The sequence below is a fragment of the Bacillus sp. SH5-2 genome (assembly GCF_008368905.1).
GTDB classification, from domain to species: domain Bacteria; phylum Bacillota; class Bacilli; order Bacillales; family Bacillaceae_G; genus Bacillus_A; species Bacillus_A luti.
Window position 1 is genome coordinate 1 of sequence record NZ_QOSD01000012.1, and the last position, 12782, is coordinate 12782.

The following is a 12782-nucleotide window of genomic DNA, read 5'->3' on the forward strand; positions in this document are numbered from 1 at the left end:
TGAAAGCTGATAAGAAGGCAACTGGACTTTCAGCTTTAAAGATCTACCAAAGTACGATGGACAAGGAAATGAGATCCAGTACACAGTAAGTGAAGTAAAAGTTGATGGCTACGAAACAAAAGTAGAAGGAACAACGATCACGAACACTTACAAGAATACGGACAAAACAGAACTAAGTGGTAAGAAAGTCTGGGAAGACTACAACAATAAGATCGCCCAGAAAGCATCACAGTACAATTGATTCAAAATGGAACAGTATTCAAACAAAAGAAGTGAAGAGCTGGTAACAAACTGGCAAGTAGACGTTTGAAAAACTACAAGTATATGATGCAAACGGGTTAGCGTACAAGTATGAAGTGAAAGAACAACCAGTAGCGGGATACAAATCCGAAGTAAATGGTTATGACATCACAAATACAAAAATCAAGGACGAACCAAATGTAGATCCAAGCACAGATCCAAAAGATCCAAGCACAGATCCAAAAGATCCAAGCACAAATGCAGACAAAAATAGCGATTCAAAAGTTCCACCTACTACAGAAAATGATAAGCCAACATTACTTCCTAACACAGGAGGAACATCAGCAGAAATGAGTTCAATTCTTGGAGGTATGGTATTGTTCCTTTTAGGTGGAATCCTACTCGCTCGTCAGCGAATAAAATAATAAAAAAGATTTAGATTATTGATTACACTGTAATCTGAGTAGCAGACAAATAAAAAATTACTATTGATATTACGCCCTTTAGGTAAGTATTCAAAAACACTTCATGATAAAGTGAAGTGAAGAATGCAACCTGAAGGGTTTTTTTAGAAAAAAGAGAACGGTTTCAGGTTGGACTCAATCACCGGCCGAATAATATGGTCGGCTTTCATAGAGATAAGTGGCTCTAAAGTAACAACGAAACCGTTTTCGATAAGTCGATTATCCATTGGACCATAAGCTTAGAATGTGGTGTGGTATCTCATGTAATTTAAGATCAATGACCATGTTCCGTTAAGTTTTGGGTGAATGCATAGCCATTTTTATGGCTAATTTAGAAATAGTATTTTGTAAAACTTTGCTCGTGAGTAGCTGCATCAGCGTTTGTTTCAGGAATAAAAGCATTAGTTCCTGAAATAACCGTTAAAGCTAACACAACTGCAAGAATAATTTTTTTATAGTAGAAAGCCTTCTTTATTAAATGTAATTACTATTATTACAATTTTTATTTTACATGGTAATATCATTCAATGATTAAACTAAATCGATATATTACGTTTATATTATACACGATAAATCGTATAATTAATATACTTTAATTAATTGAGTTTCTTCGGGTAATAAATATACTGATATACATATTTATTTTTCCTTAATAAAAAACCACCGATTAATCGGTGGCTTGAAATAGTATTAAGCAGCTTTTTGTCCTGTTTTCACGGTAGGTTGAAGGCTATTATAGACGCCTGTACCAATGACCTCTAATGCCATTTTCATACGTTCTGATGAAATGTTCTCAAATACGTTATCTTGAGGTGTGTGATATACCTTTTCGATATGATAGATTAATGGATTCCAACTATCGACACCCATCCAAATAAATAGTGCAGAAGGAATACCCACTTCAGCAAATGGTACGTGATCACTAGAGCCAAATTTTCCTTGAAGAACGAGATCATTATTTAATTGTTTCCCTGCTTGTAAGGCAGCATCTGTTACAAGGTTTGTTGAGCCATCAGGAGTCATTGCGTATAAATTCTTTGCCTTATCATAACTTGTTGCAACCATGTCTGCGTTAAAGACACCTAAAATCCGGTCACGTTCTTTTTGGGACAGACTATTCACATAATAATCAGAGCCAAGTAATCCGATTTCTTCAGATCCGAAAGCAATAAAACGAATTTCTTTATCAGTTTCTACATTTTGAAAAGCGCGAGCTAACTCTAATACTAAACCTGTACCAGAAGCATTATCGTTTGCTCCAGGTGCTCCAACGACACTATCGTAGTGTGAGCTTACAACAACAGCTTTTTCATTACCTGTACTCTTTTTTGGTTTCTTTTTAGCAATAACATTTAGGGATGTCAAATTAGATTCATGTCTCGCTTTTAGGGAAAGAATTGTTGTTCCTTTTTTCGCAATTTCTTCTTTAAACGCATTTCCTTGAGCATAAGCAAGACCAAATACAGGCACAGATTGCTTTTTCGTTAAGCGAGGATTGAAAGTTTGTCCGTAGTTTCCGCGGCCACCGATTAAACTATATAAAAGAACACCTTTTGCACCTTTGCTAACAGCATTTTCGACTTGTTTATTGTAGTCTGCTACTGTTGTTCCTCTTTCAAATAAAACAATTTTTCCGTTTACCTCATTTGGAATATCTTCTAGTTTTGTGCCACCTTGAACAAAGATAAGAGGCGCTGTAACAGCTTCTGTAGAAATTAGTGCATTTGGAGCAGCACCAGCTTGCCAATTACGTTTTGTAGATAATGGTGAATCGATAAATCCAACGTACTGATCCGGTACTTGAAATGGCTGATATTCTACTTCATAGCCCATTGATTTGAGCTTCATACCAACGTAACGGGAAGCCCATTCTTCTGATTTTGTCCCACCAGGACGGGGACCGATTGTTTCGGATAAAAATCGAACATGTTCGATAGCGCGGCTTGCATCAACTTGTTTTGTAATAGGTGGGGTTTGCGTGATTTCTGACGTGGAATCAGCTTTTGCTTGTCCAATTGGAGCTAAGCTAACGGCGAGTGATACAGCAAGCAAGGAGCTTACTATTTTTTGTTTCAGTGATTTTCTCATTTTTTCCTCTCCCATTCTTCTATTCTCTCTGACTGACAAAAGAAGACGGTTAACGACTTTATTTTACCTTTAGAAAACTGAATTTTCAATATTTTGTTGTTGAGAAATAAAAAACGTTATATGCATATTTGCATATTTTTGGCGGAGGTATGTATGCTATCATTTTAGATGAAGGTTCGCTTTCTGCTTGGAAAGCTCCTATATTGCATGAATCTAGTGTACCCAAACTTTAGATTATGTAGGGAAAAGGGACTGTTATATGGTTTCTTTTCTCATGTTTGAATCATGTGATGGTAACTATGTTTCCGCATTTCATAATTATCATCAATGATATATGTAAGGCATCCATATGAAAATACGAGGCTGTTCAAGAGTTTTCCGTACTGTTGGACAGCCTCACCCCGTTAAAAAGACGATACTTTATGTATCGTCCTTTTTGCATAAAAAAACATCCAATCAATTGAGAGATTGATTGGATGCGAAATATTATTAATAATGTTTTTTTCGTTTTGTAGCTAAAATACTTAACAATCCAGCTAGTAGAAGAACGATACCTACTGTTTGTGTAGTATCTTCTTTATGACCTGTATTTGGAAGGTTTTTATCCATATTTTGATCATCTTTTTGTTTGTTCAACTGTTGGTCATCTGTTTCTTTAGCTTGTTCTTCAGATGTTTTATTACCTTTGTGATCTTGAGGCGAAAATAAAATGTAGATTGGGTCGAATTTGGTCAGGTTGAAGAAAATATATACCTTGAACAAGTAGTTAGATGATTTGCCTAAAAAGAGCATATAATTTTGTAGATTAAAGCGGAACCTTCCTTTTATAAATAGAAAGAAATCACTTTAATTGGTGCTTAAAATAAAAAAAGAAAGTCCTCTCTATGATGATTATCTTTTTATTAGAGGTAATCATCAATAACCTTCTTTAAAAAGTATATATGTAAATGGTAAAGAGTTGAACAACATTGCTTCTTTTCAAACGTGTAAAAAAGGCCACTCCGTATTATGAAGTGGTCCTTTTTTTTATATTTCTGTTAAGATTATCGGTTCGCCGCGTGTTACGACAACTGTATGTTCACATTGTGCAACAAGGCTTTTGTCAGGTGTAACGAACGTCCAACCATCGTCACCGCGCTCGATAATATGATCAGCTTTCATAGAAATGAATGGCTCTACAGCGATAACAAGGCCATCTTTTAGAAGCGCATTATCCATTGGGTCAAAATAGCTTAAAATGTGGTTTGGTGCTTCGTGTAAGCTAAGACCAATGCCGTGACCAGTTAAGTTTTGAATAACATTGTATCCATTTTTATGTGCGAAGTTTGAAACAGCACGACCGATTTGGTTTTGTTTTGAACCAGCTTTCACCTTTTTCATTGCTGCCCAAAATGCATCAACTGCTGCTTGGCAAAGCTTTTCTTTTGCTTCATCTTCCCCCAGTACAAATGAAATACCTGTATCTGCATAATAGCCACCAAGTGCAGCAGATACGTCGACATTTACTAAGTCGCCTTCTTTTAATACACGATCTCCTGGAATACCGTGAGCAACTTCCTCATTTACACTGATGCAAGTTACACCAGGGAAATCATATTCTTTTTCAGGTGCAGAAATAGCACCATGCTCGTCTAATACTTTTTTACCGATCAAATCTAGCTCTTTCGTTGTCATGCCTGGCTTTGCTTGTTTTTTCATTTCTTCACGTGCAAGCGCAACGATGCGGCCGATTTTTCGTAAGCCTTCTAAGTCTTGTTCATTACGAATAATCATGAAAACCACTGTCCTTCCTCGAATATATATCTTATCCGATTGTATCATGTTTATTTTCGTCCTGCTACTCGCTTGCGGTATGCAGGCTGATTCGTCTCATAAAGAATACATGACAATTGTCATATTGATGTTATGACGCATCATACTGTTTCCTAAGTTTTCCAACACATACAATGTAAATATAAGAAACAGCGGGGGTGGAGAGATGGAAAAGATTATTAAAGTAAATGGTGTTTCTAAAACATTTAAACATAAAAAAGCAGTAAATAACGTTTCGTTTCATGTGAACAAAGGAGAAATAGTAGCACTACTTGGACCGAATGGTGCAGGAAAAACGACGACGATGTCGATGATGCTTGGATTAAAGGATCCGACTGAAGGAACGGTTTCTATATTTGGAAAGAGTCCAAAGCATAGAGATGTTCGTAATAGCCTCGGTGCGATGCTACAAGAAGTAAGTGTTATTGATAGTATTACGGTGGAAGAAGCAATTGAGCTATTCCGTAGTTATTATACAAATCCGGTAGCAAAAGAAACTTTATTACAGTTATCAAATTTAGAATCAGAGCGAAAGCAAAGATGTGAGAAATTATCAGGTGGGCAAAAAAGAAGGTTAAACTTTGCGCTCGCACTTACAGGTAATCCAGATTTGCTATTTTTAGATGAGCCGACAGTTGGAATGGATATTACGTCTCGAAGAACATTTTGGGAAACGATTCGAAAGTTAGCAAGTGAAGGGAAAACGATTATTTTAACGACGCACTATTTAGAAGAAGCGGATGCTTTAGCGAATCGTATTTTATTATTTGCAAACGGAAAAGTTATCGCAGATGGCACGCCTGATGAGATGAAAGCGACGATTTCTCGAAAGACAATCTCGTTTTATTCGAAAGAAAAGATTCCTAAGAGTTTATTAAAGGAATTGCCACATGTGACAGATGTACAGTCAAATGAGGGACGTTGTATTTTAACAACAGAAGATACAGATGCGACTTTACAAGCAATTTATCAAAGGAATTTACCCGTAACAGACGTTTCAGTTGAACGGGGAAGTCTGGATGAAGCATTTGAACAATTTGTTGCAAATCAAAAGGGGGAGATCGCATGAAAGCTTTATGGATGCAATGCAAAATAGAAATTTTACGTACATTCCGTAATAAATTATTTATCTTTTTCTCATTATTAATGCCGGTTATGTTTTATTACATTTTTACAAATGTTGTTCAAGTACCACAAAACGGGGATGCGTGGAAAGCACACTATTTAATTTCGATGGCAACTTTCAGTATTGTAGGGACGGCACTTTTTAGTTTTGGTGTTAGAATTTCTCAAGAAAAAGGGCAGGGGTGGACACACCTTTTAAAAATTACACCACTTCCAGAGGGAGCATATATAACAGCGAAGATCATCGCTCAAACTGTAGTGAATGCTTTTTCAATCTTAGTTATCTTTATCGCAGGAATATTAATTAATCATGTTGAGTTAACAGTAGGGCAATGGATTGGTGCTGGATTATGGTTGTTGTTAGGTGTGACACCATTTTTAGCGTTAGGGACAATAATAGGTTCTATTAAGAAGGCGGATGCTGCTGCGGGCTTAGCAAATATTTTAAATATGTGTTTAGCAATTCTTGGTGGTCTATGGATGCCAATTGAAATATTCCCGAAAATATTAAGAACGATTGGTGAATGGACACCAACATATCATTTTGGAAGCGGTGCATGGGATATTGTAGCTGGAAAATCAATTGGATGGGAAAATATCGCGATACTAGGAGGTTATTTCCTTATATTTGTTGTAATATCAATATATATAAGAAAAAGACAGGAAGCGGTATAAATGATAGAGAAGAAGCGGATTGAGATTTTTCCAAAACATATGGGTTTCTTCCCGTATATGTTTCTCGTGTATTTATTATTTCCAATTTACCATTTATCGCAGGCGTCAGGGTGGAAGCTTGTAATTGGAAGCGGTATGTTGATAGTTTTCATCACCACATACCGTCAGCTTTATTTTGTGCAGAGGACGTTTGTTTTTTGGGCATGTATTCAAATGATACTCATTCTTTTATTTGCTTTATTTTACAATCCTTTCATGATATTCTTTGGGTTTTTCACGGCAAGTGCGATGGGATTTGCACCAAGTAAGAAAGTATTTCGGTTACTACTATGTTTGTTAATTGTAATGCTTGGAGCGTTTGTATTTGTAAATGTGAATCAACTAACAACTACAAGTTTAGTAAATATCGTTCCGATGTTTATTTTAATGCTTCTTACGCCATTCGGGATGCGCAACTTTAATCAAAAAAAGATATTAAGAAATCAATTAAATGAAGCAAACGAACAAATTAAAGATTTGGTGAAACGTGAGGAGCGGCAACGAATTGCAAGAGATCTTCATGATACGCTCGGGCATACGTTATCTCTGATTACGTTAAAAAGCCAGCTAGTTGAGAAGTTAATTGTAAAAAATCCAGAGCGTGCAAGTGCGGAAGCAAAGGAAATTACACAAACATCTCGTACCGCGTTGAAGCAGCTAAGGGAATTAATTTCGGATATGCGTATGATTACAGTAGAAGAAGAGCTGGAGCAAATAAAAGCGATCTTACAAGCTGCTAATATTGAATTAGAAGTAAAGCAGGAGGCAAGTTCAGGTTCGTTATCACCTATTGAACAAAACATTGTAGGGATGTGTTTACGTGAAGCTGTGACGAATGTCGTAAAGCATAGTAAGGCGACACGTTGCATAGTTTCTGTACTAGAATCACAAGGTGAATTGATTTTGACAGTAGAAGATGACGGAATTGGTTTAGCAGATCAAAATCACGATGGGAATGGTATTCGTGGTATGAAGGAGCGCATCGCCCTTATTGATGGGTTTGTTGAGCTGGGTACGATAAATCCAGGGACGCTATTAACAGTGAAAGTTCCAGTTGTTATTCGAACAGGAAAAGATGAGGTGAAGGCATGATTCGAATTATTATTGCAGAAGATCAACGGATGCTTCGTGGTGCATTAGGGGCTCTGCTTGATCTAGAAGATGATATTGAAGTAATTGGGCAAGCTGCAAATGGAGAAGAGGCGCTGAAGTTAATCGAATCGCTAAAACCTGATGTAAGCATTATGGATATTGAGATGCCGATTCAAAGCGGATTAGATGTTGCGGAAACGCTGAAGAAAGAAAAATCGGCATGTAAAGTAATGATTTTAACAACATTCGCGCGCCCTGGATATTTTGAACGAGCAATGAAAGCTGGTGTGCACGGATATTTATTGAAGGATAGCCCAAGCGAGGATTTAGCTGCATCGATTCGTAACGTAATGAAAGGTAAACGAGAGATCTCTCAAGATTTAATGTTCGGATTATGGCAAGAGCAAAATCCGTTATCAGATCGTGAAAAAGAAGTATTGTTGCTTGCAAAAGAAGGCAAGACGGCAAATGAAATTGCGAAGACACTTTATCTATCACCTGGTACAGTACGTAATTACATTTCTGAAGTGTTAACGAAGCTTGATGCGAAAAATAGAATTGAGGCAATTACAATTGCAGAAGAAAAGGGATGGATATAGAAAGAAGTTTACCTATGAGAGGTAAACTTCTTTTTATATTCAGCCCTCACCAATCAGGATAAACAACGCTTTCGTTAAAGAATTCTGTTTCAACCGCATCGTTTGGAATTTGAAGCGTATTATGTAATGTAGATTTTACTTCATTTTTCGACAAAAAATTTGTTATAGTAAGATTAGGTCGTTGTTCTAAATGTTGGACAACTTTACAACTAACAGTAGTAATTACTCTATTTTTATCTACTTCTACAATGAAATCTTGGCCATATATTTTATAGTTTTTGTAAGTTTGTGCAAGGGGAACTTCGGTTTGATTTTCGTTTATTTCTTTATTGGTAGGTTGGAAATCTACGTTTTTTTAGTTGTAAATTGCTCTTGTTGAGCTTTAGCCCCGTTTGCCTCACCTTTTAAATACTTTTTCGTAATAGTTTCTTTCGTATCATTTTGAGGTTGTGTTAATTTTTCAATTGTTAAACCAGGCTAAGCAATTTCAACTAATACTTCACTTTTGTCTAATTCTCGGGTGTGAATAGCTTCTGTTGGTAAAGGACAAAGGAGACCGAATGTAATGAAAGTACTGGCAATTCTCTTATAATTCATCTATAACACTTCTAATTTATTCCTGTATGTGAGGTGAATGGTATGAAGAATTTGCCGAATTTTATATATATTATGCATTATTTCATATCAAAAATTGTCGAATTCACATTATTGTAGTGGTATGACAACTTAATAAATTAGATTGTTATAGTGGGATGGTGAATAAGTATGCAGGCAGAAAAATTAGGAAGTGAAATTAAGAAAATTAGGGCGATGAGGGGATTAACACAAAAACAGTTATCCGAGAACATATGTCATCAATCGGAAGTGAGCAGAATTGAATCGGGTGCGGTATACCCAAGTATGGATATATTGCAAGGTATCGCAGCAAAATTACAAGTTCCTATTATTCATTTTTATGAGGTACTCATTTATTCCGATCTTGAGAGGAAAAAGCAGTTAAAAGATCAAATTATTATGCTTTGTAAGCAAAAGAAATATAAAGAAATTTATAATAAAGCATGGAATGAACTGAAAAAGGAAGAATATCATCCTGAGTTTCAGCAGTTTCTTCAATGGCAATATCATGTAGCAGCTTACATATTGAAGAAAATTGATTACGAATATTGTATTTTAGAATTAAAAAAGTTGTTAAACCAACAATTAGCTGGAATAGATGTATACCAAAATCTTTATATAGAAAATGCAATTGCAAATATTTATTCTGAAAATGGTCATCTTAAGAAGGGTCTGGAGTTATTTGAAGGTATATTAAAGCAATTAGAAGCATTGCCGGAAAATAAAGAGTTTGATGTGAAGGTAAGACATAATCATGCAAAAACATTATACGTAGATAATCAATATGAAGAAGCACTTTACCAAATAAATAAAGCCATTGAAATATCGTGTCGAATTAATAGTATGGCATTGATTGGACAGTTATACTATCAAAAAGGTGAATGCTTAGAAAAGCTAGAATACGATAGGACAGAGGTTGAAGAGGCATATGAAAAGGCTTGTTTCTTTTTCGATATTTTAGAAATGCATCCGTATAAAGAAAAATTTATAAAAAAAATGAAGAGATAAAACAATCTAAAAACGAGATATGCATAATTGCATAATGTATGGATAAATTTTCATGATATATTAAAAGAAAAAATGTGGGTGATGGAATATGAAAAAACTACTTATTGGTAGCCTATTAACGTTAGCGATGGCATGGGGTATTTCATTAACAGATACAGCTTTAGAGAAAAGCCAAGTAATTTCTCATAACGATCAAGAGGTACAATTAGCTTCAGACATGCCTTATGAATATTAAAAGCAACCGTCTTACTTAGACGGTTGTTTTTTTGTGGAGTAACATCCAAACATCTTTATTAGAAACGGGTTTGCTAAAGAAGAAGCCTTGAATATGATCACAGTTTTGTGCATGTAAAAAATTCCACTGTTCTTCTGTTTCTACACCTTCTGCAATAACTTCTAAATTTAATTCTTTTGATAGCTTAATAATGGAAGCGATGATAGCTTCTTCTAAGGGGCTATTTGTAATGCCACAAATAAATTCTCGGGCAATTTTTAATGTGTTGATTGGATATTTTGTTAAATAAGCTAAGGAACTATAACCGGTTCCGAAGTCATCAATTGAAATTTGAATACCGAGATTTTGAAGTTCTTCTAGTTTAGCAACTACAGAATGATTTTGATTAATCGCGATACTTTCCGTAATCTCAATATCTAATGCTTCTGGTTTTAGTTTTGTTTCTTCTAGAACTTTTGAAATAGTTGGTATTAAATCTGGGTGATTAAATTGAACAACAGATAAATTTACACCAACTTTTAAATGAGAAAAGCCTTGGTTATGCCATTTTTTTGCTTCCGAGCAGGCTTTCCGTAAAATCCAATTACCAAGTTCAATAATAAATCCGGTTTCCTCTGCTAGAGGAATGAACTGGACAGGTGATACAATTCCGAGTTTTGGATGTTTCCAGCGAATTAATGCCTCAAAACCGATAATTTGTTTTGTTTTTGTATGTACTTGCGGTTGATATTCAAGGAAAAATTCATTTTGTTGTAATGCTTTTGAAAGTTCGCCTTCAAGGAAGTTACTCTCATTTTGAGCAATGCTCATTTCTTTTGAGAAGAAAACAAATCTGTTTTTTCCGTTTGCTTTCGCACAATACATAGCCGTATCCGCATTTTTCATTAATTCGGTTACAGTAGTTCCATAATCAGGATACATTGCAATTCCAATACTTGGTGTAATAGATAGTTCTTCGTCTTTAATGAAGAACGGTTTGTTTAAAATAGTTAAAATTTGTTCAGCGATGAAAGACGCACTTTTTTCAGAATACATATCTGGTAAGAGGATTGTAAACTCATCTCCACCTTGACGAGCAACGATATCTTTAGAACGCAAACACCCGCGTAATCGCTTTGCTACTTCGATTAATAGTAAATCTCCAACATCATGACCAAGGCGATCATTAATTTTTTTGAATCGATCTAAATCGAGGAACATGACGGCAATATCATTTGCACTAGATTGTGCTGTATTTAAAATAGCTTTTAAATCTTTTTCAAACTTACGGCGATTTGGTAACCCGGTAAGTGCATCATGAAAAGCTAAATGCTCTACTAGTTTTTGTTTTTCATATAAAGTGGTAATGTCGCGTGCTATCCCGAACATTCCAACAACTTCTTTATTTATAAACGTAGGGATAAGCGTAATGTGAAGGTAATAATAGTAGCCTTCTTTTTCTTTTGTACGAACTTCTAAGGTTTGTGGTCTACCTTCTTTTGTAATTTGTAAAGCCCTCTTTAGTAGTTCATGGTCTTTTGAATCAATGAAATGTAGAAGAGAATAGCTGGCTACCTCACAATAGTAAGCAGTAAATAAACTTTCACATGCCTGATTAGAGCGTTGAAAAATACCATTCATATTTAAGGAGAACACGGCATCAGGGTGATCTTCAAATAAAGATTTATAACGTTGTTCACTTTTGGATAATGCAGATGCACCTTCTTCAACTTCGTCTTCTAGTTGTGTAGTCAACTTCTCGTATGTGTCAATTAATGCTTGATTGTCTTTCCACATGTAAAGTTGTCGTAGAAATAATAAGATTAATGATAATACTAGACCGATTAGCATGAACTGATCATCCCAAGGTTGAAGGATAATAAAAGCAAAAGTAATAATTATACTGAAATAAGGTAATATAAAGCGTACATAATCGAATCGATAATATTTTGTTTTCGTTTCATGGCGTATTGGTTTATCCAAAATGTATAGTATGGATGATAAACCTATTAGTAAAATGGAAGCGGTATGTATTAAATAAGAGACTTCAGCAGAAGAGCCCATTCCGGCGTTTAATTGGAACAGATATACATATCCATATACAAGTATAATAGTAAAGCCGATAATTAACGCGATTCTACTAGAAGAATATGTTTCTCTTCTATATAAGCTAATAACGGCGTAAATCACTAATGATTGTGCAACAAAGTATCCAATTAAAAGCCACATATCCGTCGTTAACATACGAAAGCTTGAGAGATCCAAAATAAAGGTTAAGGTGAAATAAATATTCATAATAACAATAAAGATGCTATCGAATGAAAATTGAGCAAGGCCTCTAATAGAGTAATGTTTTATAAACTTTATAGCAAAGCCAGAAAAGAGCAAAATATATTGTACGATGAAAAAAGGTAATGCCTTATATGAGAATATGACTTGTTCATATATAGAAAGGGCATGCAGAAATAAAGTAATTTCCATAGTTAATCCACATATACAAGTACATAGTACTAGAACCCAAAATAGTTTGTCGCCGCGTTTCATCTTCTTAATTGCTTTATATAGGCAATAGCAAGAAAAGAGTGTAGCAAAACAAAATAAGAAAAGAATTCCAATTTCTTTTATATTCAAGTCCTTAGGAATAAGGAATATCCAAAGAGAAAATATAATTATATACATCAGGACAAATTGTACATACTTTTTTTGATTAATCATATTATGGCTCCGTTTCAATAAAGTTGAATCTCAGGTGGAAAATGCTAATTTAAATAATAGCATATAAAATAGGGTGTTTTTTACTATAAAAATTAC

At 35.0% G+C, this 12782-nt stretch carries 13 protein-coding genes and 2 pseudogenes; 8 read left to right on the top strand and 7 right to left on the bottom strand.

Annotated features, from left to right (window positions below):
* The first annotated feature begins 73 nt into the window (after window positions 1–73).
* Window positions 74–241: a Cna B-type domain-containing protein gene (locus tag DN410_RS09365; protein WP_255446719.1), complete on the top strand. Its 168-nt coding sequence runs from the start codon at window positions 74–76 to the stop codon at window positions 239–241.
* A 115-nt stretch (window positions 242–356) separates the two neighbouring features.
* Window positions 357–665, top strand: a complete 309-nt coding sequence (locus tag DN410_RS09370) for an LPXTG cell wall anchor domain-containing protein (RefSeq protein WP_255446710.1) — start codon at window positions 357–359, stop codon at window positions 663–665.
* Window positions 666–853: 188 nt separating this feature from the next.
* On the opposite strand, the pseudogene DN410_RS28380 reads toward DN410_RS09370, so the two are convergent.
* The 4 genes and pseudogenes from DN410_RS28380 to map all read right to left on the bottom strand — a co-directional run.
* Window positions 854–1032 (bottom strand): annotated as a pseudogene (locus tag DN410_RS28380) (M24 family metallopeptidase); the annotation flags it as partial.
* A 362-nt stretch (window positions 1033–1394) separates the two neighbouring features.
* On the bottom strand, window positions 1395–2792 hold the full coding sequence (locus tag DN410_RS09375) for a M28 family metallopeptidase (RefSeq protein WP_149176283.1): 1398 nt from the start codon (window positions 2790–2792) through the stop codon (window positions 1395–1397).
* Between the two features lie 489 nt (window positions 2793–3281).
* Window positions 3282–3488, bottom strand: a pseudogene (locus tag DN410_RS27890) (LPXTG cell wall anchor domain-containing protein); the annotation flags it as partial.
* A gap of 330 nt (window positions 3489–3818) precedes the next feature.
* Window positions 3819–4565 carry a type I methionyl aminopeptidase gene (gene map / locus DN410_RS09385; RefSeq protein WP_000586862.1) on the bottom strand — a complete coding sequence of 249 codons (747 nt, stop codon included), beginning with the start codon at window positions 4563–4565 and terminating at the stop codon, window positions 3819–3821.
* A 205-nt stretch (window positions 4566–4770) separates the two neighbouring features.
* Here map and DN410_RS09390 point away from each other — a divergent pair, with 205 nt between their 5' ends.
* From DN410_RS09390 to DN410_RS09405, 4 genes are read left to right on the top strand one after another with little or no spacing between them, the layout of a single operon-like run.
* Window positions 4771–5673, top strand: a complete 903-nt coding sequence (locus DN410_RS09390) for an ABC transporter ATP-binding protein (RefSeq protein WP_149176285.1) — start codon at window positions 4771–4773, stop codon at window positions 5671–5673.
* Window positions 5670–6404 (top strand): ABC transporter permease, encoded by a 735-nt coding sequence (locus DN410_RS09395; RefSeq protein WP_149176286.1) that lies wholly within the window; start codon window positions 5670–5672, stop codon window positions 6402–6404. Before DN410_RS09390 ends, DN410_RS09395 begins: the two co-directional genes overlap by 4 nt.
* On the top strand, window positions 6405–7535 hold the full coding sequence (locus DN410_RS09400) for a sensor histidine kinase (protein ID WP_149176287.1): 1131 nt from the start codon (window positions 6405–6407) through the stop codon (window positions 7533–7535).
* Window positions 7532–8134, top strand: a complete 603-nt coding sequence (locus DN410_RS09405) for a response regulator transcription factor (protein ID WP_000619255.1) — start codon at window positions 7532–7534, stop codon at window positions 8132–8134. The genes DN410_RS09400 and DN410_RS09405 overlap by 4 nt, the downstream gene beginning before the upstream one ends.
* Before the next feature lie 46 nt (window positions 8135–8180).
* Here DN410_RS09405 and DN410_RS28735 read toward each other — a convergent pair whose 3' ends face one another.
* Window positions 8181–8456: a bacillolysin gene (locus DN410_RS28735; protein ID WP_149176393.1), complete on the bottom strand. Its 276-nt coding sequence runs from the start codon at window positions 8454–8456 to the stop codon at window positions 8181–8183.
* Between the two features lie 155 nt (window positions 8457–8611).
* Window positions 8612–8731 (bottom strand): bacillolysin, encoded by a 120-nt coding sequence (locus DN410_RS28740; RefSeq protein WP_149176288.1) that lies wholly within the window; start codon window positions 8729–8731, stop codon window positions 8612–8614.
* A 168-nt stretch (window positions 8732–8899) separates the two neighbouring features.
* Between DN410_RS28740 and DN410_RS09420 the strand changes: the two genes are divergently transcribed.
* Both DN410_RS09420 and DN410_RS09425 read left to right on the top strand, forming a co-directional pair.
* Window positions 8900–9757, top strand: a complete 858-nt coding sequence (locus DN410_RS09420; RefSeq protein ID WP_149176289.1) for a helix-turn-helix domain-containing protein — start codon at window positions 8900–8902, stop codon at window positions 9755–9757.
* Window positions 9758–9845: 88 nt separating this feature from the next.
* The gene (locus DN410_RS09425) at window positions 9846–9992 is read left to right on the top strand and encodes a quorum-sensing peptide PapR (protein WP_088231949.1); all 147 of its coding nucleotides are present in this window, start codon (window positions 9846–9848) and stop codon (window positions 9990–9992) included.
* Window positions 9993–10007: 15 nt separating this feature from the next.
* Here the strand turns inward: DN410_RS09425 and DN410_RS09430 are convergent, their stop codons facing one another.
* Window positions 10008–12686 (bottom strand): DUF4084 domain-containing protein, encoded by a 2679-nt coding sequence (locus DN410_RS09430; RefSeq protein WP_149176290.1) that lies wholly within the window; start codon window positions 12684–12686, stop codon window positions 10008–10010.
* Window positions 12687–12782: the final 96 nt, after the last annotated feature.

What these genes read in the sequence shown, in the direction of transcription:
- DN410_RS09375 (WP_149176283.1), bottom strand. Translation starts at nt 2,792, where the DNA reads ATGAGAAAATCACTGAAACAAAAAATAGTAAGCTCCTTGCTTGCTGTA.
- map (WP_000586862.1), bottom strand. Translation starts at nt 4,565, where the DNA reads ATGATTATTCGTAATGAACAAGACTTAGAAGGCTTACGAAAAATCGGC.
- DN410_RS09390 (WP_149176285.1), top strand. Translation starts at nt 4,771, where the DNA reads ATGGAAAAGATTATTAAAGTAAATGGTGTTTCTAAAACATTTAAACAT.
- DN410_RS09395 (WP_149176286.1), top strand. Translation starts at nt 5,670, where the DNA reads ATGAAAGCTTTATGGATGCAATGCAAAATAGAAATTTTACGTACATTC.
- DN410_RS09400 (WP_149176287.1), top strand. Translation starts at nt 6,405, where the DNA reads ATGATAGAGAAGAAGCGGATTGAGATTTTTCCAAAACATATGGGTTTC.
- DN410_RS09405 (WP_000619255.1), top strand. Translation starts at nt 7,532, where the DNA reads ATGATTCGAATTATTATTGCAGAAGATCAACGGATGCTTCGTGGTGCA.
- DN410_RS28740 (WP_149176288.1), bottom strand. Translation starts at nt 8,731, where the DNA reads ATGAATTATAAGAGAATTGCCAGTACTTTCATTACATTCGGTCTCCTT.
- DN410_RS09420 (WP_149176289.1), top strand. Translation starts at nt 8,900, where the DNA reads ATGCAGGCAGAAAAATTAGGAAGTGAAATTAAGAAAATTAGGGCGATG.
- DN410_RS09425 (WP_088231949.1), top strand. Translation starts at nt 9,846, where the DNA reads ATGAAAAAACTACTTATTGGTAGCCTATTAACGTTAGCGATGGCATGG.
- DN410_RS09430 (WP_149176290.1), bottom strand. Translation starts at nt 12,686, where the DNA reads ATGATTAATCAAAAAAAGTATGTACAATTTGTCCTGATGTATATAATT.